The 22,730-nt window shown below is 71.7% G+C and carries 15 protein-coding genes and 3 pseudogenes; 4 read left to right on the top strand and 14 right to left on the bottom strand.

The annotated features are described in order from the left end of the window. Positions 1 to 668: 668 nt before the first annotated feature. From ACFXGX_RS11845 to ACFXGX_RS11830, 4 genes and pseudogenes are all read right to left on the bottom strand, one after another. Positions 669 to 1,988, bottom strand: a pseudogene (locus ACFXGX_RS11845) (glycoside hydrolase family 26 protein); the annotation flags it as partial. Between the two features lie 884 nt (positions 1,989 to 2,872). Further along, a complete protein-coding gene (locus ACFXGX_RS11840) occupies positions 2,873 to 3,934 on the bottom strand; it encodes a chaplin (RefSeq protein WP_384788427.1) in 1,062 nt (353 codons plus the stop codon). 106 nt (positions 3,935 to 4,040) lie between these two features. Further along, positions 4,041 to 4,295, bottom strand: a complete 255-nt coding sequence (locus ACFXGX_RS11835; protein WP_384788425.1) for a chaplin — start codon at positions 4,293 to 4,295, stop codon at positions 4,041 to 4,043. A 249-nt stretch (positions 4,296 to 4,544) separates the two neighbouring features. Beyond that, positions 4,545 to 4,658: pseudogene (locus tag ACFXGX_RS11830) on the bottom strand (RdlA protein); the annotation flags it as partial. A 192-nt stretch (positions 4,659 to 4,850) separates the two neighbouring features. On the opposite strand from ACFXGX_RS11830, the pseudogene ACFXGX_RS11825 reads away from it, so the two are divergent. Further along, positions 4,851 to 5,000: pseudogene (locus ACFXGX_RS11825) on the top strand (RdlA protein); the annotation flags it as partial. 43 nt (positions 5,001 to 5,043) lie between these two features. Here ACFXGX_RS11825 and ACFXGX_RS11820 read toward each other — a convergent pair. The 4 genes from ACFXGX_RS11820 to ACFXGX_RS11805 form a co-directional block, all read right to left on the bottom strand. Then, positions 5,044 to 6,963 (bottom strand): AMP-dependent synthetase/ligase, encoded by a 1,920-nt coding sequence (locus tag ACFXGX_RS11820; RefSeq protein ID WP_384788422.1) that lies wholly within the window; start codon positions 6,961 to 6,963, stop codon positions 5,044 to 5,046. A gap of 120 nt (positions 6,964 to 7,083) precedes the next feature. After that, the gene (locus ACFXGX_RS11815) at positions 7,084 to 8,709 is read right to left on the bottom strand and encodes a von Willebrand factor type A domain-containing protein (protein ID WP_384788419.1); all 1,626 of its coding nucleotides are present in this window, start codon (positions 8,707 to 8,709) and stop codon (positions 7,084 to 7,086) included. 159 nt (positions 8,710 to 8,868) lie between these two features. Further along, the gene (locus ACFXGX_RS11810; RefSeq protein ID WP_384788416.1) at positions 8,869 to 9,732 is read right to left on the bottom strand and encodes an ABC transporter permease; all 864 of its coding nucleotides are present in this window, start codon (positions 9,730 to 9,732) and stop codon (positions 8,869 to 8,871) included. Then, on the bottom strand, positions 9,729 to 12,416 hold the full coding sequence (locus ACFXGX_RS11805) for an alpha/beta fold hydrolase (protein WP_384788413.1): 2,688 nt from the start codon (positions 12,414 to 12,416) through the stop codon (positions 9,729 to 9,731). Before ACFXGX_RS11805 ends, ACFXGX_RS11810 begins: the two co-directional genes overlap by 4 nt. A 116-nt stretch (positions 12,417 to 12,532) precedes the next feature. Between ACFXGX_RS11805 and ACFXGX_RS11800 the strand changes: the two genes are divergently transcribed. Then, a complete protein-coding gene (locus tag ACFXGX_RS11800) occupies positions 12,533 to 12,943 on the top strand; it encodes a GNAT family N-acetyltransferase (RefSeq protein WP_384788410.1) in 411 nt (136 codons plus the stop codon). Between the two features lie 57 nt (positions 12,944 to 13,000). On the opposite strand, the gene ACFXGX_RS11795 is transcribed toward ACFXGX_RS11800, so the two are convergent. From ACFXGX_RS11795 to iolC, 6 genes are all read right to left on the bottom strand, one after another. After that, positions 13,001 to 14,410 (bottom strand): APC family permease, encoded by a 1,410-nt coding sequence (locus ACFXGX_RS11795; RefSeq protein WP_384788407.1) that lies wholly within the window; start codon positions 14,408 to 14,410, stop codon positions 13,001 to 13,003. Between the two features lie 387 nt (positions 14,411 to 14,797). Then, on the bottom strand, positions 14,798 to 16,300 hold the full coding sequence (gene mmsA / locus ACFXGX_RS11790) for a CoA-acylating methylmalonate-semialdehyde dehydrogenase (RefSeq protein ID WP_384788404.1): 1,503 nt from the start codon (positions 16,298 to 16,300) through the stop codon (positions 14,798 to 14,800). A gap of 14 nt (positions 16,301 to 16,314) precedes the next feature. Further along, positions 16,315 to 18,231, bottom strand: coding sequence for a 3D-(3,5/4)-trihydroxycyclohexane-1,2-dione acylhydrolase (decyclizing) (gene iolD, locus ACFXGX_RS11785; RefSeq protein ID WP_384788401.1), 1,917 nt, complete (start codon positions 18,229 to 18,231; stop codon positions 16,315 to 16,317). Then, complete coding sequence (iolB, locus tag ACFXGX_RS11780; RefSeq protein ID WP_384788398.1) at positions 18,228 to 19,070, bottom strand: 5-deoxy-glucuronate isomerase; 843 nt, start codon at positions 19,068 to 19,070, stop codon at positions 18,228 to 18,230. Before iolB ends, iolD begins: the two co-directional genes overlap by 4 nt. Before the next feature lie 7 nt (positions 19,071 to 19,077). Continuing rightward, positions 19,078 to 20,019, bottom strand: a complete 942-nt coding sequence (locus ACFXGX_RS11775; RefSeq protein ID WP_384788395.1) for a deoxyribose-phosphate aldolase — start codon at positions 20,017 to 20,019, stop codon at positions 19,078 to 19,080. After that, positions 20,016 to 21,011, bottom strand: coding sequence for a 5-dehydro-2-deoxygluconokinase (iolC, locus tag ACFXGX_RS11770; RefSeq protein ID WP_384788392.1), 996 nt, complete (start codon positions 21,009 to 21,011; stop codon positions 20,016 to 20,018). The genes ACFXGX_RS11775 and iolC overlap by 4 nt, the downstream gene beginning before the upstream one ends. 130 nt (positions 21,012 to 21,141) lie before the next feature. Here iolC and ACFXGX_RS11765 point away from each other — a divergent pair, with 130 nt between their 5' ends. Next, positions 21,142 to 22,119 (top strand): sugar phosphate isomerase/epimerase family protein, encoded by a 978-nt coding sequence (locus ACFXGX_RS11765; protein WP_384788389.1) that lies wholly within the window; start codon positions 21,142 to 21,144, stop codon positions 22,117 to 22,119. A gap of 373 nt (positions 22,120 to 22,492) precedes the next feature. Then, on the top strand, positions 22,493 to 22,693 hold the full coding sequence (locus ACFXGX_RS11760) for a helix-turn-helix transcriptional regulator (protein ID WP_384788386.1): 201 nt from the start codon (positions 22,493 to 22,495) through the stop codon (positions 22,691 to 22,693). Positions 22,694 to 22,730: the final 37 nt, after the last annotated feature.

Raw genomic sequence — 22,730 nt, 5'->3', positions numbered from 1 at the left:
ATTCTACAACCTCAACCGCCTTACCACAATCTTGCGGGTTCGGGTGGCTGGGTATTTTTTTATAGGGGGGGGGGGGGCCCGGGGGGGGGGGGGGGGCGCCCCCCCCCCCCCCCCACCCGGGGTCACCAGCCGCTCGACCACCAGTCGCCCGACCACCACTGATCCGACGGCAGGTCGAGGTTCACGCACAGCTCGCCGCCGATCCAGTACTCCACCCAGTCACCGAGATCCAGCGACGAGCAGGTGGTCCGGTCCGGTGTCGCGTCCGGGACGGGCTCGCGTGCCGGGGGCGGCGTGGGCGTCGGGGTCGGGGTGGACACCGGCTCGGACACCGGCGTCTTGGCCGGGGTCGGGACCGGCTCGGGCGTCTGGGGCTCGACCGGGGTCGGCTTCGGCTCGGACGTCGGCGTCTTGACCGGAGTCGGCTTGGGCTTGGGCTTCGGCTTGGACGTCGGCGTCTTGACCGGAGTCGGCTTCGGCTTGGACGTCGAAGTCGGCGTCGGCGTCGGAGTGGAGACCGGCTCGGGTGTCGAGGCCGGCTCCGGGGTCGCGACCGGTTCCGATGTCGGGGTCGGTTCCGACGTCGGGGTCGGCTTCGGCGTGGAGGCCGGCTCGGGCGTCGGTGTCGAGGCCGGCTCGGGCCGGGAGGTGGCCTCGGGCGTCGGGGTCGAAACCGGTTCGGAGGTCGGCGTCGGGGTCGGGGTCGGGGGCGGAGTCGGTTCGGAGGCCGGGGACGTCGGCGTCGACGCCGGTTCGGAGGCCGGGGTCGGTTCCGGAGCGGTCGGCAGCGAATCGGTGAAGTGCGACAGCGCGGCCCGGTAGGCCTGGGCCGCCAGCGGGTTGTCCTGGCACTGCCACACACCGTGCGGGCAGTAGTCGGTGAGCGTGTTGTACGCCGGCTTGTGCTCGTCGATCCAGGCGAGCATGTCCTTCATGTACGTCGCGTTGTCGCCGTTCCGGTAAAGGCCCCACTCGGGATACGAAATGGACTTGCCGTGGGCCTTGGCGAAATCCACCTGCTCCTGAAGCCCGTACGGCTCCTTCACCTGTTCCTCGAACGAGAGTCCCGACGGCTGGTCGTACGCGTCCATGCCGAGGATGTCGACCGTGCCGTCACCGGGATAGCACTCGGTCCAGGGAACGGCGTCCAGCCCGCGGTTCGGCGCGAAATCGAACCGGAATCTCTGCCCCGGCACCGACCGCATGGCGGTGACGATCCTGTTCCAGTACGTCTTCCAGGACTCCGGGTCGGGCCCGCAGCGATGGGTGTACGTGGTGCCGTTCATCTCCCAGCCGAGCACGATGACGGTGTCGGGCACCTTCAGATCGACGAGCCGCTCTGCGAGCGCGCGGAAGTGGTGGTCGAAGGCTCCCGTCGCGGCCTCGCGCAGCAACAGGCGGACCTGGTCGTCGGAAAGGCCCTCCTCGTTCCGCTCCATCATCGGGACGTTCAGGACGAGCATCCGGTCGTCCTGGCGGCGCCGCCAGTCCGCCCAGGAGTCCAGGAAATCGGGCGCGCCCTCGATGTTGCTCCAGCGGTCGCCGGGCAGATACGTATGCCCGACCCGCAGTTCGGTACCGCCCAGCCACTGGCTGAGCTGCTCGATACGGGCGACACCCTCGGGCCCGTAGTCGAGGTAGGCGCCGAACGCCGGAAGCCCGAGGGTGCCCGGCCGGGCGGGCCGCGCCGGGCTCACCCCGTCCGCGAGGGGCTTCTCGGGTACGACGGGGGTCGAGGTCGGCGGCCCGGTGGGCGTCGACGCAGGTCTCACGGCCGGGTTGGCGCCCGCGGCCGGAACGACGCCGCCGGCCGAGGAGTTCACCGGCGGATTCGCCGCCGTGGGTGTCGGAGCCGGCGGGTCGCCCACCCGCACCGCCCCGGCGCCCACGGCGTACACCGGACCGGACGCGAGGGCGACCGACGTGACGATGCCGGCCGCGATGAACGCCAGCTTTCCGCTCCGGGGCCGCTGCTGCTGTGGGGCCATGCCCGCTCCTCTCCCTCTTGATCCTCGGATTTTCCTTTCCGATTACTGACACTCAGTCATACGAATGTTCATTCAGCCAACCGGTGTTCCGGTCTCGCGTTCTGACGATCACTCTCAGGGGTGATTGGTCCGGTCGCCGTGTCCCTGGATGCCGGCCGGTCCCGAGAGAAGTCCTGTCGGTGGATCCCGCTCCGTCAGCGAGACGCACCCGCTGCCGCCACCCGACTCGTCCCTCGCGGACACGGCCACGGTGTTGCGCCAAGTGGCCGCCCGGGTTTCCGGCCCGCCGGACTGGTCCCGTCGGATGACGTGGGCTCCCTCGCGGCGAGCGGGCCGCGCGGCGACTGGGGCCGCGGCCGGTGGCCGAGTGGAGCCGGCCCTGCGTGATCCCGGTCGTCGCGGCCACGGGACTCAGGGCCCGGCGCGAGCGGCTCGGTCTCCTGGACGACGAGCTGTGCGCGGGTCCGACTGCCCTGCCAGACGGTCCCCCAGGGTCGGCCGGGCCATTCGGTTCGTTCGTGCGGGGTCTCTTCGTGGCGGGCCTGATCACCGCCACGGCCACCGTCTTCGGCCTGGCCACGCGCTTCGTTCGTGCGGGGTCTCTTCGGGGCGGGCCTGATCACCGCCACGGCCACCGTCTTCGGCCTGGCCACACGCTTCGTCCACGGAGCCGGGTTCACGGCGGACACGCTGGTGCGCCGTGTGCGGCGCGGGCTGCGCACGGGCCCGGGCGGCGAACGCACCGACTCCGGCGAGCTACCGGGCGGATCGGCTCCGGCCGGCCATCGCGGCGGGCGGGGCGGCCGAGGCCGCGTGCCGAACCGGTGCGCGGATCGGCTCCGGGTGCCGGGCGCCAGAGCGCGAACGGCACCCGGAGCGGGGCGTCACGGGCGGGACATCGCCCGGCTGCGCCGGTACAGCAGGGCGCCGCCGACCAGCAGCGCGGCGCTGATCGCGCCGTTGGCGAGCATTCCCTCACTGCCGGTCTCCGCCAGCGTGGGCGGGGTGTACTGACGCGGGACGGGGGGCTGCTCGTGGACCTTCACGGGCGGGGTGTGGTGCTTCGGCGGCTGCGGAACCGTCCGCGGGGGCGTGGGCGGGCAGTGGTGCGGGGTCGCCGGGTGGCTGTGCGGCGCGTCGTGGTGGGCGCACGTGTTGCCGAGCACGGGGTTCAGCAGGCCGATCACGTCCAGGGTGTTGCCGCAGAGCTCGAGCGGGATATCCACCGGAAGCGCGGCCTGGTCGCCCGACAGGACACCGGGCGAGCCGTGCGTCGACCCGTACGACGAGGCGCCGCTCCAACCGCCGTGGTGGGCGGCCGAGTCACGGTGGCCGGGGCTCATGTGATCGGAGTGAACCTGCCGGACGTCCCCGTACCCCGAATCGCCGTAGCCGGAGTGACCCTGCCGGACGTCGCCGTACCCCGAATCGCCGTAGCCACCGAGCTCACCGACGTAGCCGCCCAGATCACCGAGCCCACCGAGCTCACTGCCGAGGCCGCTCTGTCCACCGCGCTCACCGCCGAGACCGGCCGGCTGACCGGCGTGACCGCCGTTGTGCTCGGCACCGTGACCTGCGGGGTGGCCGCCGTGGCCGCGCGCGTGGTCGGTGCCGCCGTGAACAGTGCCGCGTCCCAGGCGGTGCGCGGAGCCGGCGTCATGCTGGACGGGGTGGTGCGGCGCCGCGTGCCTGCCCTGCGCAACCGGGCCATTGGCACAGGAGTTGCCGAACGCCGGGTTGAGGGCGGCGACGGCGTCGACCGTGTTGCCGCAGATGTTCAGCGGCACGTTCACCGGAACCTGGACGTTGTTTCCCGACGCCACGCCGGGTGAGTCCGAAGCGGTCGCGGTCGTGCTGGAGTCCGCGAAGGCCGGACTGGCGTACAGGGACATGATGCCTGTCGCAGCCGCGGCCAGGACCACTCCCCTACTCAGGTTCTGTCGCACTCTTGTTGTCTTCCTGCTGGGAGAAGTGAGGAAGCCGACCCTGGGGTCCGCGAGGCGGTCCAAGGCCGGCCGTGGCACGGCCGGAGGCGGCTGAAGTGCCAATACGTCAGTGGTTGGCGCAGACGTTGCCGATCGTCGGGTTCAGCAGGGCGATCACGTTGATCGAGTTGCCGCACACGTTGACGGGGATGTGGATCGGGACCTGGATCACGTTGCCCGAGAGGACACCGGGAGAATTGGCGGCGAAACCCTCGGCACCCGAGTCCGCGAAGGCCGGGGCAGCCATGCCCAGGGCCATGATCGCGCCGACGACGAAAGTGCTCTTCCTGAGCTTCACACGGCTTCCCTTCTGTGCGGTCAAGCCCCTTTGCCGGCCGGAACCGAGCGAGCCCACTTGGGCGGCTCGCATCATGACCGGCAGGCTGTGAACGAGGGACGGGCCTCCGAAGAAACTGCGAAACGCACACCCAAGGGGAATTCACTCGAATCGCCCCACCAGGAATGGACACGGAGGCCACACAACAGGAGAAACGCTCCTTCCGAAGAAGAAGCGTTTCACCCGGAGCGGCAATGTCAACGCCAGAAATGGAATTCATATATACGACGAGAACACCGTGGTGACGCCGCCGTCGTTGCCGATGGCCGGCGTCTGCGGGGCGGCCGCCGCCGAGACGCCGACGACGGAAGCCGCGACCGCTGCCACGGCCAATGCCTTCTTGAATATTTCTCCGGGTTCCTTTTCTGCTGGTGAAGCGATTCCTGCTGCTACCTCAACCGAACCCGGCGGGATTGGTTGCACGTCGCCACTCGAACGGATCGCGGACCTTTCAGAATTCACCTGACCCATGGCCTGAGGGTTTATCCGCCACGCCGTTCAACTGGTCCATCGGGGTGAATCGGAGCGACCATGCGGACCACGTTCGGTGACATGAGCCCCCAGCTCTCGCTGGTCCAGGGCTCGCTGAACAAGCCCTGTGTCGGCCAGCCGGCCAAGGGCGACGAGCCGCTCTCGCACGTCCTGGACGACATCCCGGTCCTGTCGGGCAACGGCGCGGTCGGGAGCTGATCCCCCGCCGCACCCGCTGTTCCCGTGTCCGGCCGGGGATGCGTCAACCGCCGTACAGCGCCTCGATCTCGGCCGCGTACGCCGTCGTCACCGCGTGCCTGCGCACCTTCAGGGACGGGGTGAGGAGCCCGTTGTCCTCGGTGAACTCGCCCTCCACCAGGGCGAACGCGCGAATGGACTCGGCCCGGGAGACCGCGGCGTTGGCGTGGTCCACGGCCTTCTGGACATCCGCGCGCATCCGAGGGTCGCGGACGACGTCCGCGAGCGGGGTGTCCGCGGGGAGCCCGCGGACGGCGAGCCAGTGGGCGACCGCCTCGACGTCGAGGGTGATCAGAGCCGCGACGAACGGGCGGTTGTCGCCGACGACCAGGCACTGTCCGACCGGCGCACGGGCGCGCAGCCGGTCCTCCAGGACGGCGGGCGAGACGTTCTTGCCGCCACTCGTGATGAGGATGTCCTTCTTGCGGCCCGTGATGGTCAGATAGCCGTCCTGGTCCAGCGCGCCGAGATCGCCGGTGGCGAACCAGTCGCCGGTCAGGACGGCGTCGGTGGCCGCCGGGTTGTTCCAGTAGGCGCCGAAGACGACACCGCCCTTGATCAGCACCTCTCCGTCGTCGGCGATACGGACGGAGGTTCCCGGAACCGGCAGGCCGACCGTTCCCGGGCGGGGCCCGAGCGGCGGGACCACGGTGGCGGCCGCGGTGGTCTCGGTCAGGCCGTACCCCTCGTAGACGATGATTCCGGCGGCGTGGAAGAACAGGTTGAGGTCGCGGTCGAGCGGGGAGCCGCCGCTGATGGCGTAGTGCGCGCGGCCGCCGAGTTCCTTGCGGATGCGGCGGTAGACCAGCAGGTCGTACAGCGCCCAGGCCGCGTACAGGCCGGGCCCGGGTCCCTTGCCCGTACCGAGGAACCGGTTCAGGTAGGCCTCCCCGAAGCGCACGCCGACGCGGTGGGCGCGGTCGAAGGAGGCGGCGCGGCCCATCTTCTCGGCGGTCGCACGGCCGGTGGCGTGGATCCTCTCGAAGAGATACGGGACACCGACGAGGAAGGTGGGCCGGAACTCCCGCAGCGCGGGCCGCAGTTCGTCCGCCTTGATGCTCGGGCAGTGGCCCAGTTCGATCCGCGCCATCAGGCAGGCGATCTGAAGGGTGCGGCCCATGATGTGGGCGAGCGGGAGGAAGAGGATCGTCGAGGCGGTCCGGCCGGTGACCTGCTGGAAGACGGGGTGCAGCAGCTCGACCGTGTTGGCGGCCTCGGCGTGCAGGTTGGCGTGGGTGAGGACGCACCCCTTGGGCCGGCCGGTGGTCCCGGAGGTGTAGCAGATCGTCGCGACCGTCTCGGGGGTGAGCGCGGCGCGCCGCTTGACGACCTCCTCGTCGGTGATGTCCCGTCCCAGGGCGGCGAGTTCGGCGAGGGCTCCCGCGTCGAGCTGCCAGACGCGCGGGGGTTCGGGATGGTCCGCGACGGCGGCGGCGACGGTCTCCGCGTTCGAGGGGGTCTCGACGATCACGAAGCGGGCCCCCGAGTCCCGGACGATCCACTCCACTTGCTCGGCGGAGGAGGTCGCGTAGACCGGGACGCTCTGGCCGCCGGCCGCCCAGACGGCGAAGTCGAGGACCGTCCACTCGTAGCGTGTACGGGACATCACCGCGACCCGGCCGCCCGGTTCGAGGCCCGCCGCGATCAGACCCTTGGCCGCGTCGGTGACGTCGCGGGCGAAGGCGGCCGCCGTCACCGGCGTCCAGCCGCCGTCGCCCGGCCGCCGCAGCACGACGGCGCCGGGAGCCTCGGCGGCGTTCGTGAACGGCAGGTCGGCCGTGCTGCCGCCGGCCGGAGCGGGTGCCAGGGCGGCGGCACGCACCTCGCGGACCGTGCCGCTCTCGTCCCTGACCAGCTCCACCCGGCTGCGGCCCGCCGGGCCCGCGTGCCGCTTCGCCCGTTGCAGATCCTTGCGTACGCCCATCACGGCTCCCGGTCGCAGGGTTCTTACCGCCGAGTCAACTTACCCGCGCGTAACGGAATTTCAATGGGCCGCACACGATTCGCCGGGACGCGAGAGCGCGTGCACGGCGTCGCCGGGGCGCTACCGGGCGCAGCCGTCGGAGCAGATGTCCAGTTCGTCGGCCTGGCCGATCGCGGTGGCGAGCGACGCGACGTCCTTGTCCTCGGTCACGTCGGCCAGGGTGCGGGCCCGCGAGGCGAGTTCCTTGAGGGAAGGGACACCGGGCAGGGAGCTCCAGCGGGCGTCGCCCGCGCGCAGCTCGTCGGCGAAGTAGGCGGCCACGGCGGTGACCTGGAAGGAGTACGGCGAGGTCCAGACGCCGTCGCGCAGGTCGCCGGTCTCCAGGCTGCCGGTCGCCTCGTGCGGGGCGCGGGATGCGGGGTCGAGCCAGCGGACGGTCGCGGTGGCCAGATGTCCGGAGGCGCCGGGGCGGGTGCGGACGGCATAGAGGGCGGTGACCGTGTGGCCGGGGCCCACCTCGCCGCCGTCCACCCGGTCGTCGCGGAAGTCCTCGTCGGCGACCTTCCGGTCGTCGTAGCCGATCAGCCGGAACCGTTCGACCGTCTCGGGGTCGAAGGCGACCTGCGCCTTGGCGTCGCGTGCCGTGAGGTCGATGTTCTGCGGAAGCTGGTCGCAGAACACGGTGAGGGCGTCGTCCCGGTCGGAGACGTACGTCGTGTGGCCGTCGCCCTTGTCGGCGAGGCGTTCCATGAGGGCGTCGCCGTAGTCGCTGCCGACACCCACGCCGAAGAGGGTGATGCCGTGTTGACGGCGGGCCGAGGAGATCCGTTCGAGGATGTCGTCCGCGTCCGTGTCGCCCGTGTTGGCGAGGGCGTCGGAGATCAGGACGACCCGGTTGGTGGCCCCCTCGCGCAGCCCGTCGACGGCGGTCGCGTATCCGGTCCGCACCCCCGCGCCGAGGTTGGTCGAGTCGGTCGGCTCCAGGCTGTCGATCGCCCGGTGGACACGGGAGCGGTGGTCGCCGAGCCGGGTCATCGGCAGCACGGTCTCGGCCTCGTCGCTGAAGGTGACCAGGGCGACCGAGTCGTCGTCGCGCAGCCGGTCCGTCATCACGTCGAGGGATTCCCTGGCCAGGTCGAGCCGGCCCGGCTCCGCCATGGAACCCGAGATGTCGATGACGAAAGTGAGGGCGGCGGGCGGGCGTTCGCGCTCGCTCTCGGCGGGCCGGGTGGCGAGTCCGACCCGGACGAGGGACCAGCGTCCGTCGTTCGTCCGGGCGCCGTCGACGGACAGCGAGAAGCCGTTGCCGTCGGGGCGTTCGTAGTCCTGGCGGAAGCTGTTGACGAACTCCTCGGGGCGGATGGTCGAGGGGTCGGGGGCACGGCCGTCCGCGAGGCTGCGGCGGGCGTAGCCGTACGACGCGGTGTCGACGTCGAGGGCGAAGGTGGAGAGGTAGTCGGGCGACGGCTGGACGTCCGGGGCGTCCGACTGCTCGCCCTCGGCGTCGCGCCCGGCCGCGCCGCCGGTCGGCTGCGCGGGTGCCGGCAGCGGGAGGTTGTTGCGGCCACCGGACTTGTCCGGGCCGTCCGTGGAGTTGCTGCCGTCGCCGCCCGCGCCGCATCCGGTGAGCAGCAGCGCGCCCGCGATCGGCAGGGCGAGCAGCGCGCAGGCCGCCCTTCGGCGGTTCCCCCGCCGCGCGCCGCCGCGTGGGCGGCCCGTGCCGGCCGCCGTCCATGTGGACTTCATCCCCATCAGTGCCCCCTCGGCGTACGGCCCTTGTGTGGGCCGACCTGTGTGACTGTGACGGCCGAGGGGGCCGTGACGTGCGCTCGGACGGGTTGCGGAAGGGTTGCGAAGCGGCCACGACGAGGGGTCGCCGAGACCGGTGGGTGATCTTCCGGAGACCTACGACACGATGTCCTTCTGGCGGAAACCGCGGAAGGCCAGGGCGAACAGGACGAACGCGTACGTCACGGAGATCGCCGTCCCCTGGATCATGCCTCCCCACTCCGGGGTCGGCTGGATGGCGTCCGCCCACGCGAACTGCCAGTGGGCGGGCAGGAAGTCGCGCCAGTGGCCGAGCGCGGTGACCGCGTCCAGGACGTTGCCCACGATGGTCAGGCCGACCGCGCCGCCGACCGCGCCGAGCGGGGCGTCCGTCTTCGTCGACAGCCAGAACGCGAGCCCCGCGGTGACCAGTTGGGACACGAAGATGTACGCGATCACCGCGAGGAGCCGCTGGGCGGCGGTGCCCGCGGGGAGCGCGCCGCCGGTGGGGATCTCCAGCGGGCCCCAGCCGTACGCGGCGGTTCCCACGGCCAGCGCGACGACCGGCAGCAGGACCATCGCGGCGAGGCTGAGACCGAGCGCGACGGTGAGCTTGGACCACAGCAGCCGGGCTCTGGGCACGGGCGCCGCCAGCAGATAGCGCAGGGAGGACCAGCTCGCCTCGGAGGCGACGGTGTCGCCGCAGAACAGCGCGACCGGGATCACCAGGAGGAAGCCCGCCGACACGAACAGGTTCACCGCGGCGAAGTTGGCGCCGGACGCGGTGGCCGTGTCCATCAGGGTGACCTGGTTGTTGCGGCCGCCGGGGTCCCCGCCGATCGCGAACGCGACGAGCAGGACGAAGGGCAGGGCCGCCAGGACGATCCCCATGACCAGGGTGCGGCGGCGCTTGAGCTGGCGGACGAGCTCGACGCGCAGCGGCAGGGTGCGGCGCGCCCGGTACCCGTCGGCCGTCTCGGTCCGCTCGACGAGCGTGCTCATGCGGAGCCTCCGATCAGGGTGAGGAACGCGTCTTCCAGACGGCGGTGGGGTCCCACCGACGCCACCGGTACTTCGAGTCGTACGAGTTCCACGACCAGGCGTTGCGCGCTGCCGTCGGCGTCGAGGCGGACCAGCAGTCCGTCCTCGGTCGCGACGGCCGAGAGCACGCCCGGCAGTGCGCCCACCTTCTCCACGACCGGCGCGTCGAGGGGCGCGCCGGTGCCGACGAGCAGGGTGTCACCGGAGCCGATGATCTCGGACACCGGTCCTGCCTGGACGAGCCGGCCGCGGTCCATGACCACGAGGTGGGTGCAGGACTGCTCGACCTCGGCGAGGAGATGGCTGGAGACGATGACCGTGCGGCCCGCGGCGGCGTAGCGGATCATCACCTGGCGCATCTCGCGGATCTGCGGCGGATCGAGGCCGTTGGTGGGTTCGTCGAGGATCAGCAGGTCCGGGAGGCCGAGCATGGCCTGGGCGATGGCGAGGCGCTGGCGCATGCCCTGGGAGTAGGTGCGCACCGCGCGGGTGAGTGCCTCGCCGAGTCCGGCGATCTCCAGGGCCTCCTCCAGATGGGCGTCCTCGGGGGGACGGCCGGTGGCCCGCCAGTACAGTTCCAGGTTCTCGCGGCCGGTCAGGTGCGGGAGGAAGCCCGCGCCCTCGACGAACGCTCCGACACGGGAGAGGACCGGCGCGCCGGGGCGGATCGCGTGCCCGAAGACGTGGATCTCGCCGTCGTCGGGCTTGATGAGGCCCATGAGCATGCGCAGGGTGGTGGTCTTGCCCGCGCCGTTGGGTCCGAGCAGGCCGAGGACCTGGCCCTTCTCCACGCGGAACGACAGGTCCCGTACCGCGTACCGGTCGGCGGACTTGGCGTAGCGCTTGCTCAGAGCGGTGATCTGGAGCGGGACTTCGGCCAGTTCGGGGTCGGGCGCGGGGGCGCTCGTGCGGCGGCGGCCGGTCACCAGCAGTGCCAGGGCGGCGAGCGCGCCGGCGAGCGGCAGCCACCACACCCAGGAGGGCAGCGGCGTCGCGGCGGTCTTCACTCCGGGGGCCGTCGGCACCTGGAGGCCGCCGCTCCGGAGCGACACGGTGTACGTGGCCGGGGCGGCCGGGGAGGCGTAGCCGAGGTCGGTCGAGGCGAGGACCAGGCGCAGCCGGTGGCCCTTCCGGACCGCGTGGTCGACGGCGGGCAGGGTCAGGGCCACGTCCTTGCCGTTCTTCGCGCCGTCGACGCGGACCGGGGTGACGAGCTGGGAGGGCAGCACCTGCTGGGTGCCGCCGGGGCCGACGTCGTACACCTTCGCGAAGAGGACCGCGTCGTCGCTGGTCGACTCGACGTGCACGGTGACGGTGGGCGAGCCGGTGATCCGCAGGTCCTCGCGGAGGGGCGCGGACTCGAAGCGGGCGTACTGGCCGGGGAAGTCCAGGGAGACGCCGACGCCGAGGCTGGAGAGCTGGGAGAGGCCGCCGGAGCCGCCGAGTCCGGGCAGGGCCGAGATGGCGGGCGGGGTGGAGCCCGCCGGGTTCTCGAAGCGCTGCTCCCGGCCGGTCAGGGCGACGGTGTGCGGGCCGCTGTCGAGTCCGGGGTAGGTGTCCGAACTCGCGCCGCGCAGCAGGGCGGCGCCGTCGGTGGAGTCCACGCCTCCGGTCCGGGTGACGCGGAAGGCGGGGCCGGTGGCGGCGCTCTTGTCGTCCTTCAGGTACCGGTCGAACCAGGAGACGACGCGGGAGGTGACGCGGTCCGTCTCCATGTCGCCGCCGTCGTGTCCGCCCGCGATCCAGTCGACGTCGACTGGAGCGCCGTTGGCCTTGATCGCCTCGGCCATCGCGTCGGCCTGGCCGAGCGGGAAGAGGGAGTCGGACTGGCCCTGGGTGATGAGGGTGGGGACCTTGATGCGGTCGCCGACGGCGGAGGGGCTGCGTTCCTCCAGCAGCTTCACCGCCGCCGCGTCCGGCTTCCCGGACTCCGCGACCCGGTTGTACATCGCGCACAGCGCGGGCTCGAAGCGGGCGCAGCCGCCGCCGGAGTTGATGAAGATGCCCGCCCAGAGCTTCTTGAACACGCCGTTCGGGAACAGGGCGTCGGCGAGGTTCCAGTACGTGATCGACGGGGCGATGGCGTCGACTCGCCGGTCGTCGGCGGCGGCCAGCAGGGAGATCGCCCCGCCGTACGAGCCGCCCGCCACGCCCACGCGCGGGTCGCCGCTGCCGTCGAGCCGGACCTCGGGGCGCCGGGCGAGCCAGTCGACGAGCCGGGAGACGTCGGCGACCTCGGCCTTGGGGTCGTTCAGCCCGATCCGGCCGGTGGACCTGCCGAAGCCGCGGGCCGACCAGGTCAGGACCGCGTATCCGTCGCGGGCGAGTTTCTCGGCCTGGTCGCGGACGTCCGCCTTGCTGCCGCCGAAGCCGTGCGCGAGGAGGACGGCGGGGCGGCGCTTCGAAGGCGGTCCCTCGGTGAAGTACGAGGTGTCGAGCCGCACTCCGCCGTCCATGGTCATGACGCGGTCGGAGCGGTGGACGGCGGCCGGCCCGTCGGAGGCGACGGCCGTCCAGGTGCCCGCGCCGGCGAGCAGCACGAGGGCAGCGGCGGCGGCCGCCCATCTCCCGCGGGCTCGCGCCGTCGTGCGAGCGGCGAGGTGCCCCCGGCGCGGCCCGCGCGGCCGGGGCAGTCGAAGATCCATGCCTCAACGGTACGGGCGCCCGCCGACAACGGGGACAGCCGCCGGGTTGAACCGGCCCCCCTACCGGGGAAGTACGGCAGGGGCCGCGTGTACCGCGTCCGTGGTACGAACGGGCCATGGAGCTGCGCCGTGCCGCCACCGTCGGGGAACTGACCGCCGCCGAGTACCTCTTCGACGCTCCCGTGCGTCCCGGGTGGGCCCGGCGGTTCCTGGAGGCGCAGGGACATCATCTGTTCCTGGCCTACGAGGGCGAGGTGCCGGTCGGCTTCGTCAGCGGTGTCGAGACGGTCCACCCGGACAAGGGCACCGAGATGTTCCTGTACGAGCTGGCCGTGGCGGAGCCGTTCCGGCGGCGGGGCACCGGCCGGGCGCTGGTCCGTGAACTCGCCGCCCTGGCCCGGGAACGCGGCTGTTACGGCATGTGGGTGGGCGTGGACAGGGGAAACGACATCGCCCTCGCCACGTACCGCGGTGCGGGTGGCGAGGACGACGGGTCGTGCACGGTGATGACGTGGGACTTCGGCTGAGGCCCTCGTCAAGGGGCGGGGCTCTGCGGAGGGGAGCCGGGCGGTGTGCCGCTCCGGTTACGCCTGCGCGTCCTCCGGGATCGACACCAGCCAGCGGGTGTCGCGGCGCGGGCGCAGGTAGAAGGCCCAGTACAGGGTGGCGACGGCGGTGATGCCGCCGGTCCACAGCAGGTACCGCGTCTCCTGCTGGGTGAGGACGTAGGCGAGCACGACGATCAGCAGGATCGGCATCCCGGGCCACAGCGGCATCCGCCAGGCCGGCGTGTGCTTGTGGTGGCCGCGGCGGGCGAGCAGGGCGGCGACCGCGACGAGCAGGTACATGGCCGTCACCGAGACGCCCGTGACGCCGTACAGGGTGTCGAGGTTGACGAAGCAGAGGGCGGCGCCGGGGACACCCACCAGGAGGGTGGCGACCCAGGGGGAGCCGAACCGGCCGAGCCTGGACAGGCCGTTGTTGACCGGCTCGGGCCAGGCCTTGTCACGGGCCGAGGCGAACAGGACGCGCGAGTTCTGGATGACCATGACGATGCCGGCGTTGATGATCGCGAGGGCGACGCAGAGGCTGACGAACGTGCCGACGGCCGAGTTGGACCAGGCGGTGACCATGCTGCTGATGTCGCCGCCGGTGAGCTGTCCGATGTCGGAGGCGCCCATGGTGATGGCGACGACGGGGACCAGGATGACGACCGTGGAGATGGCGAGCGTGGCCAGCACCGTGCGGGCGACGTTGCGCCGCGGGTTCTCCAGCTCCTCGGAGAGGTAGACCGCGGTCGAGAAGCCCTGGGTGGCGAAGAGGGCGATGGCGAGCCCGGAGATGACGAGCATGCCCGTCACGGCGTCGGTGTGTCCGCCGGTTCCGGCGACCTGCATGGAGGTCAGGCTGCCGAGGCCGCGCTGGCTGTGCGTGAAGCCGAGGAGGGCCACCACGCCGGCGGCGACGACTTCGAGGACGAGGAAGATGCCGGTGATCCAGGCGTTGGCGCGCAGGTCGAGCAGACCGGCGAGGGTGGCCAGCAGCATCACGCCGGCGCCGGCCATCGCCGGGTCGAGGTGCACCACGGGGGCGAGGTAGTCGGCGGTGCCTATGGCGATCACCGGCGGGACGATCATCACCACCAGCAGGGACATCACGAAGACCAGCCAGCCGGCGAGCCGTCCGGCCAGCGTCGAGACCATGGCGTACTCGCCGCCCGCGCTGGGGATGAGGGTGCCCAGCTCCGAGTAGCAGAACGCCACGGCGATACAGAGCAGCGAGCCGATCGCGATCGTGAGGGCGGTCGCGGTGCCGAGGGAGCCGAAGAGGTCGGGGATGACCACGAACAGCGTCGAAGCCGGGGTCACGCAGGACAGCGTCAGCAGGGTTCCGCCGACGACGCCGATGGAACGCTTGAGCGTCTTGGGGTTCCCGGTCGCCGTCGGGGCGGCGTCCGGGACGGCGGTCTCGACGGGGCGGAGCGTGTCGGTCATGAAGCGGTTCCGATCGACTCGTGCATCAGATGTTCGGGCGGGAGCGATATCGCCTCCGGCGGCTCGCGTCGTTCTTCGTTCTCGTCCGCTCCCGCGCTGATGGAACCTTGACGGAAACCGTTGCGTCAATGGCCGTTTACCTACGGAATCCGCAGCATCGAAGCGGCGCACGTCACATCACATTCTCAGGCGACAGCACCTTTACGCTGCAATCGTCAAAGCCTTGCAAAAGGTGACCTTGCTTTCGAAGGTCAGAAGAGAAAGTTACCTGCATCACCCGGTTCATCCGCATGAACGGGAATCGTTGCGGTGCCGTCAAAAAAACGTCAAGCCGTCCGCATAGCGGACGGCTTGTCGAGGTGGGTCAGGAGGTGGTCCGGCGGGACCTCAGTGGTTGCGCGGGAAGCCCAGGTCGACGCCCGCCGGGGCCTCGGACGGGTCCGGCCAGCGGGTGGTGACGACCTTGCCGCGGGTGTAGAAGTGCGTGCCGTCGTTGCCGTAGATGTGGTGGTCCCCGAACAGGGAGTCCTTCCAGCCGCCGAAGGAGTGGTAGCCCACCGGCACGGGGATCGGCACGTTCACGCCGACCATGCCCGCCTCGATCTCGAGCTGGAAGCGGCGGGCGGCGCCGCCGTCCCGGGTGAAGATCGCGGTGCCGTTGCCGAAGGGGGAGCCGTTGATCAGCGCCACGCCCTCGTCGTACGTCTCGACGCGCAGCACGCACAGCACCGGGCCGAAGATCTCGTCCTTGTACGCGTCCGCCGTCACCGGCACGCGGTCCAGGAGCGAGAGACCGATCCAGTGGCCGTCCTCGTGGCCCTCGACCGTGTAGCCCGTGCCGTCGAGGACGACCTCGCAGCCCTGGTCGGCGGCGCCCTTCACGTACGAGGCCACCTTGTCGCGGTGGGCGGCCGTGATGAGCGGGCCCATCTCGGACGCCGGGTCGCTGCCGGGACCGATCTTGATCTTCTCGGCGCGCTCGCGGATCTTGGCCACCAGCTCGTCGCCGATGGAGCCGACCGCCACGACGGCGGAGATCGCCATGCAGCGCTCGCCGGCCGAGCCGTACGCGGCCGAGACGGCGGCGTCGGCCGCGGCGTCCAGGTCGGCGTCCGGCAGGACCAGCATGTGGTTCTTGGCGCCGCCCAGTGCCTGGACCCGCTTGTGGTTCGCGGCGGCGGTGGTGTGGATGTGGCGGGCGATCGGCGTCGAGCCCACGAAGGACACCGCGGCGACGTCCGGGTGCTCCAGGAGCCGGTCGACGGCCACCTTGTCACCGTGCACGACGTTGAAGACACCGTCGGGCAGACCGGCCTCGGCAAGCAGCTCGGCCAGCTTCATGGCCGCCGAGGGGTCCTTCTCCGAGGGCTTGAGGACGAAGGTGTTGCCGCAGGCGATGGCGATGGGGAACATCCACATCGGGACCATGGCCGGGAAGTTGAACGGCGTGATGCCCGCGACGACACCGAGCGGCTGGCGGATCGAGGACACGTCGACCCGGGAGGCCACCTCGGTCGACAGCTCGCCCTTGAGCTGCGTCGTGATCCCGCAGGCCAGCTCGACGATCTCCAGGCCGCGCGCGACCTCGCCGAGCGCGTCCGAGTGCACCTTGCCGTGCTCGGCGGTGATCAGTTCGGCGATGGCGTCGCGGTTGGCGTCGAGCAGCGCGCGGAACTTGAACAGGATCGTGGTCCTCTTGGCCAGCGAGGACAGGCCCCAGGTCGCGTAGGCGTCCTTCGCGGCGGCGACGGCGGCGTCGACCTCCTCGGCACTCGCGAACGCGACCTTCGTGGTCACGGCGCCGGTCGCCGGGTCGGTGACCGGCCCGTACGTACCCGACGCACCCTCGACGGACTTGCCACCGATCCAGTGGTCGACGGTCTTCGTCATGGCCAATTACTCCTTCACAGATGGCGGCGTCGGGCGGCGACGTGCCGGTCGTACTCCTCACGTGCCTTGACCGCCGACGATCGGGTCGCGGTCTCGGCCACAGGTACATCCCACCAGGCCTGGGCCGGGGGCGCGCCCGACACTGTGTCTGCCGTTTCGGTCTCCACGTAGACACAAGTGGGAGTGTCCGCCTCGCGCGCCTCGGCCAGGGCCGCCCGCAGGTCACGCACGGTCCTCGCGCGCAGGACCCGCATACCCAGACTGGCCGCGTTGGCCGCGAGATCCACCGGAAGCGGCACTCCTGTGTACGTACGGTCGGCGGCCAGACGGCGGTACGCCGTGCCCAGGCGCTCGCCGCCCACGGACTCCGAGAGCCCGCCGATGGACGCGTACCCGTGGTTCTGCAGGATGACCACCTTGATCGCGACGCCCTCCTGGACGGCGGTGACGATCTCGGTGGGCATCATCAGATACGTGCCGTCGCCGACCAGCGCCCACACGGGCCGGTCCGGGGCCGCCATCCGCACACCGATCGCGGCCGGGATCTCGTAGCCCATGCACGAATAGCCGTACTCGACGTGGTACTGGTCCCGCGACCGCGCCCGCCACAGTTTGTGCAGGTCGCCGGGGAGCGAGCCGGCCGCGTTGATCAGGATGTCCTCGTCGGTGACCAGCTCGTCGAGGACGCCGAGGACCTGCGGCTGGGTGGGCCGGATGTCGATGTCCTCCGCCTCGTAGGCCGCGTCGACGCGGTACTCCCAGCGCTCCTTGTCGTCCGTGTACTCGGTGACGTACGCGGGCTCCGCGCGGTGGCGGTGCGGCGCCAGCGCCTCGGTGAGCGCTTCGAGACCGGCGCGGGCGTCGGCGATCAGCGGAGAGCCGGCGAGCTTGTACCCGTCGTACGCGGCGATGTTGAGATTGACGAAGCGGACGCCCGAGGCCGCGAACAGCGTGCCCGAGGCGGTGGTGAAGTCGGTGTAGCGGGTGCCGACCCCGATCACCAGGTCGGCGGTGCGGGCCAGCTCGTCGGCGGTCGCCGTGCCGGTGTGCCCGATGCCGCCGACGTCCTGCGGGTGGTCCCAGCGCAGCGAACCCTTGCCCGCCTGGGTGGAGGCGACGGGGATACGGGTGGCCGAGGCGAGCCCGGCGAGCGCCTCCTCGGCACGGCTGTGGTGGACGCCGCCGCCCGCGACGATCAGCGGACGCCGGGCCCCGCGGACCGCCTCGACGGCGCGGGCCAGCTCACCGGCGTCGGGCGCCTGGCGCCGTACGGCCCAGGTCCGCTCGGCGAAGAACTCCTCGGGCCAGTCGTACGCCTCCGCCTGCACGTCCTGGGGCAGCGCGAGCGTGACGGCGCCGGTGTCGACGGGGTCGGTGAGCACGCGCATCGCCTGGAGCGCCGCCGGTATCAGGGCCTCGGGGCGGGTGATCCGGTCGAAGTACTTCGACACCGGGCGCAGACAGTCGTTGACCGACACGTCCCCGGCGAAGGGGACCTCCAGCTGCTGGAGCACCGGATCGGCGGGGCGGGTGGCGAAGACGTCGCCGGGCAGGAGCAGCACCGGCAGGTGGTTGACGGTGGCGAGCGCGGCGCCGGTGACGAGGTTGGTGGCACCGGGCCCGATGGAGGTGGTCACGGCGTGCGTGGACAGCCGGCCGCTCTGGCGGGCGTAGCCGACGGCCGCGTGCACCATGGCCTGTTCGTTGCGCCCCTGGTGGAACGGCATCACGGGGGGTGCGGGGGGTGTCCCCCCGCCGGGCACCGTGGCGTACTCGACGAGCGCCTGGCCGATCCCGGCGACGTTCCCGTGGCCGAAGATGCCCCAGACGGCGCCGATCAGCCGGTGGCGCTCGCCGTCCCGTTCGGTGTACTGCGCGGCCAGGAACCGCACCAGCGCCTGCGCGACCGTCAGCCTCGTCGTCGAGGTCATCGGTATCCCCCTGTGCTCTCCGCGTGTCCCGGGTGGAAGCGGATCCGCCACTCCCTGTCCCCGCCCGGCCCCGCCATGACGTTCAGGTAGTACATGGTGTGACCGGGCTGGGCGACGGAGGGGCCGTGCCATCCGTCGGGGACGAGGACGGCATCGCCGGTGCGGACCTCGGCGAGGACGTCCGAACCGCCCTCACGGGAGGGGAATACGCGCTGATAGCCGAAACCGTTCGGTCCGTCGATCTCGAAGTAGTAGATCTCCTCCAGCACGGACTCGACACCGGGCAGGTGTTCGTCGTGCTTGTGCGGCGGATACGAGGACCAGTTGCCGCCCGGGGTGATCACCTCCACGGCGATGAGCCGATCGCAGTCGAAGACGTCCGCGGCGGCGAAATTGCGCACCTGGCGCGCGCAGTTGCCGCTGCCGCGGTCTTCGACGGGAACCTCCGGCGCGGGGCCGTAGCGGGCGGGGAGTCGGCGCTCGCACTTCGCTCCTGCCAGGGCGAAGCGGCCTCCCGCGCCGGAGGCGATCTGGGCCCGGGCCTCACGGGGAACGTACGCGAAGTCGGAGACCCCGTCGAACACGCTCCGCCTGCCCAGGAGTTGGAACTCCTCCTCGTCCATGCCGTCCTTGGTGCGCACCGTGCAGCCGCCGCCGAGCGGGAGCACGATCCACTCGCTGTCCCCGGTGGTGAAGGTGTGGGTGCCGCCGGGGGCCAGCTCCACGATCCGCAGGCTGCTGTGGGTCCAGCCGGCCCGTTCGGGGGCGATGTCGAGGGCGTAGTAGGCGTCGGCGGTGGTGCCCGCGGGCACGTACAGCTCGTTGCTCGGACGACTCATGCGGCCCTCACAGAAGTCCTACGGCGGTGTCCACGGCCGCGGCGACATCGCCGTCCGCGGGATACAGCAGCGAACGGCCCACCACCAGGCCCTGCACGGTGGGGAGTTGGAGCGCCCCGCGCCATTTCTCGTACGCACCCTCCTGGTCCTCGCCGACATCGCCGCCGAGCAGGACGGCGGGCAGTGTCGAGGTCTCCATGACACGGGCCATGTCGTCGGGGTTCTCGGTGACGGGGACCTTCAGCCAGGTGTAGGCCGAACTGCCGCCCAGGCCGCCCGCGATGGCGAGGGACTTGGTGACGGCCTCGGCGCTCAGATCATTGCGCAGGGTGCCGTCGTCCCGGCGACGGCAGAGGAACGGTTCGACGAAGACGGGAAGTCGCCGTTCGGCCATGTCGTCGATCACGCGGGCGGCGGACTCCAGCGTGCGCAGCGAGCCGGGGTCGTCGTAGTCGATGCGCAGCAGGAGTTTGCCGGCGTCGAGACCGAACCGCTCGATGTCCCTCGGGCGGTGGCCGGTGAACCGGTCGTCCAGCTCGAAGGCGGAACCCGCCAGTCCGCCCCGGTTCATCGAGCCGATGGCCACCTTGCCGTCGAGCACGCCGAGGAGCAGCAGGTCGTCCAGTATGTCGGCGGTGGCGAGCACACCGTCGACCCCGGGGCGGGCGAGCGCGACGCACAGGCGCTCCAGCAGATCGGCGCGCCCCGCCATGGCCAGTCTCCGCTCGCCCACGGCCAGCATGCCGCGGGCCGGATGGTCCGCGGCGACGATCATCAGCCGGCCGGAGCCCTCGACGAGCGGCCGTCGCACGCGCCGGGCGGCGGCCTCGGCGACCGCCTCGGGCCGGCGGGCCCGGGTCCGGGCGAGCGCGGAGACGTCGACGCGTACGGGCGCGGGCCCGTCACCGCCCTGTTCGGGGCGGGTTCCCCCGACGTGGCCGGCCCTCACCGCACCGCTCCGGCGGCGAGGGCCTGTTCGATCTCGTGCGCGGTGGGCATCGCGGAGGAGCACTCCAGCCGGGAGGCGACGATGGCGCCCGCCGCGTTCGCGTGACGCACGGTCTTCTCCAGGTCCCAGCCGGCGAGCAGTCCGTGGCAGAGGGAGCCGCCGAACGCGTCACCCGCGCCGAGGCCGTTGAGTACCTCGACCGGGAGGGGCGGGACCTCGGCCGTGGTGCCGTCGCGATGGACGGCGAGGACGCCCTTGGGGCCCTGTTTCACGACGGCGAGTTCGACGCCGGCCGCCAGGAGCGCGGCGGCCGCCGCGTGCGGCTCGCGTTCTCCCGTGGCGACCTCGACCTCGTCGACGTTGCCGACGGCGACGGTGGCGTGGCGCAGGGCCTCCGCGTAGAAGGGGCGCGCGGAGGCGGGGTCCTCGCGAGCGGCGTCTTTCGAGGCCGCGTCATTCCAGGCCGCGTCTTTCCAAAACATGGGGCGCCAGTCGAGGTCGAAGACCGTCGTGCCGGAGCGGGCCCGGTGGGCCAGGGCGGTGAGGGTGGCCGTGCGGCTTGGCTCGGCGCTCAGTCCCGTGCCCGTCATCCAGAAGACCCCTGCCTCGCGCACGGCGTCGAGGTCGAGTTCGTGCGCGCCGATCTCCAGGTCGGGGGCCTTGGGCTGCCGGTAGAAGTACAGGGGGAAGTCGTCCGGCGGGAAGATCTCGCAGAAGGTGACCGGAGTCGGCAGTCCCGGGACCGCGGTGACCCAGCGGTCGTCGACACCGAAGTCGCGCAGCGCCTCGCGCAGATAGGTTCCGAAGGGATCCGCACCCGTTCGGGTGACGACGGCGGTACGCCGTCCGAGCCGCGCGGCCGCCACCGCGACGTTGGTCGCCGAGCCGCCGAGGAACTTGCCGAAGGAGGTCACCCGGGACAGCGGGACCCCCGTCTGCAACGGGTAGAGGTCCACGCCGATCCGCCCCATGGTGATCAGCTCGTACGCCATCGAGTTCCCTTCTCGGCGGTCTCTGCGGCTGTCCCCAGGTCTAGCCCCGCGAGGGGACCCTGTCAACGTTTTGTCCAGACATACGGACCACGGCTTGACACCTCTCGGGAGCCGCCGGAAGCTGGCGCCCATGACGTCGTCGCCGCCGCAGTCATCGCCTCAGTCGTCCCCCGGCCCCTCACCGAAGTCGTCACCGCGGTCGTCACCTCCGTCCCCACTCTCGCGCATCCGGATCGGTTCGGCTCCCGACTCCTGGGGCGTCTGGTTCCCCGACGATCCGCTACAGGTCCCGTGGCAGCGCTTCCTCGACGAGGTCTCCGGATCGGGCTACGAGTGGATCGAACTCGGCCCCTACGGCTATCTGCCCACCGATCCGGACGTCCTGCGCGAGGAGACCGCCCGGCGCGGGCTCAGCGTGTCGGCGGGCACGGTCTTCACCGGACTGCACCGGGGTCCCGACGTGTGGGAGTCCACCTGGGCGCACGTCTCGGACATCGCGGCGCTCGCCCAGGCGATGGGCGCCGGGCATCTCGTGGTCATCCCGGCCTTCTGGCGGGACGACAAGACCGGCGCGGTGCTGGAGGACAGCGAGCTGACGCCGGCCCAGTGGCGGGATCTGGCCACCCAGACCGAGCGGCTCGCCCATGAGGTGCGCGAGCGCTACGGGCTGCAAGTGGTCGTCCATCCGCACGCGGACACCCACATCGACAGCGAGCGGAACGTCACCCGTTTCCTCGACGCGACCGACTCCTCGCTGGTGTCGCTGTGCCTGGACACGGGCCACTACGCCTACTGCGGGGGCGACAGCGTCAAGCTCATCGAGACGTACGGCGAACGCATCGGCTACCTCCATCTCAAGCAGGTGGACCCGCGGGTGCTGGCCGGGGTGCGGGCCGAGGAGCTCCCGTTCGGGCCGGCCGTGGCGCGCGGCGTGATGTGCGAACCGCCCTCCGGCGTGCCGGCGTTGGAGCCCGTCCTCGCCGCCGCGCAGGATCTCGGCGTCGAACTGTTCGCGATCGTCGAGCAGGACATGTACCCGTGCCCGCCGGACAAGCCGCTGCCGATCGCCCGGCGCACCCGGGAGTTCCTGAGGTCCTGCGGCGCTTGACGCCCGCCTCCCCGGGCACCCGACGAACTCCCGGACTCCCGGCCCGGCGGGCGCTCGGGGCCCGCCGGGTGCTCGGGGCCCGGCAGGCGCTCGGGGCCCGGCAGGCGCTCGGGGCCCGGCAGGCCGTCCGCGTGACGAGGGCGCCGACTCCGTACCGCTACCGCCAATGCGTCACTCGTGTCACAAAAAACACCACCGTGTCACACATGTCGCGTATACGCGGGTCTTGCGTCACACCCGGGCGACAGCCACGGCCCAGCCCTCACGCCGCGTCGTTCACCGGGCACACGCTTTGTGATCACCAGCGCAGCGCCCGGCTCCCCCGACGGCCGTCCCAGGCCGCCGCCGCGGCGCGCGCGGGGAGGTGCCACTCATGACCGACCGCCGGCTCTGGTCGTACAAGGAGATCGCCGCGCACATCAAGGTGCAGCCGGACACCGTCCGGTCCTATCGCAAACACGGGCTGCTGCCGCCGCCCGACCACGTCGAGGCCGGAAAGCCCTACTGGTACGCCGACACCGTCCGCGCCTGGGTCGCCTCCCGCCCGGGAAACCGGGGCCGCAAGGACATCTGACGCGTCCGGCCGGGCGGTGCGTCCCCCGGGGTGACGC

The sequence above is a fragment of the Streptomyces sp. NPDC059371 genome, assembly GCF_042751995.1.
Taxonomy (GTDB): Bacteria; Actinomycetota; Actinomycetes; order Streptomycetales; family Streptomycetaceae; genus Streptomyces.
This window is presented reverse-complemented; position numbering and strand designations above follow the sequence as displayed.

Excerpts from the sequence above, each read along its gene's own strand:
- ACFXGX_RS11805 (WP_384788413.1), bottom strand. The coding sequence starts at position 12,416 with ATGGATCTTCGACTGCCCCGGCCGCGCGGGCCGCGCCGGGGGCACCTC.
- ACFXGX_RS11815 (WP_384788419.1), bottom strand. The coding sequence starts at position 8,709 with ATGAAGTCCACATGGACGGCGGCCGGCACGGGCCGCCCACGCGGCGGC.
- iolB (WP_384788398.1), bottom strand. The coding sequence starts at position 19,070 with ATGAGTCGTCCGAGCAACGAGCTGTACGTGCCCGCGGGCACCACCGCC.
- ACFXGX_RS11800 (WP_384788410.1), top strand. The coding sequence starts at position 12,533 with ATGGAGCTGCGCCGTGCCGCCACCGTCGGGGAACTGACCGCCGCCGAG.
- ACFXGX_RS11760 (WP_384788386.1), top strand. The coding sequence starts at position 22,493 with ATGACCGACCGCCGGCTCTGGTCGTACAAGGAGATCGCCGCGCACATC.
- ACFXGX_RS11820 (WP_384788422.1), bottom strand. The coding sequence starts at position 6,963 with ATGGGCGTACGCAAGGATCTGCAACGGGCGAAGCGGCACGCGGGCCCG.
- iolC (WP_384788392.1), bottom strand. The coding sequence starts at position 21,011 with ATGGCGTACGAGCTGATCACCATGGGGCGGATCGGCGTGGACCTCTAC.
- ACFXGX_RS11810 (WP_384788416.1), bottom strand. The coding sequence starts at position 9,732 with ATGAGCACGCTCGTCGAGCGGACCGAGACGGCCGACGGGTACCGGGCG.
- ACFXGX_RS11765 (WP_384788389.1), top strand. The coding sequence starts at position 21,142 with ATGACGTCGTCGCCGCCGCAGTCATCGCCTCAGTCGTCCCCCGGCCCC.
- iolD (WP_384788401.1), bottom strand. The coding sequence starts at position 18,231 with ATGACCTCGACGACGAGGCTGACGGTCGCGCAGGCGCTGGTGCGGTTC.
- mmsA (WP_384788404.1), bottom strand. The coding sequence starts at position 16,300 with ATGACGAAGACCGTCGACCACTGGATCGGTGGCAAGTCCGTCGAGGGT.
- ACFXGX_RS11795 (WP_384788407.1), bottom strand. The coding sequence starts at position 14,410 with ATGACCGACACGCTCCGCCCCGTCGAGACCGCCGTCCCGGACGCCGCC.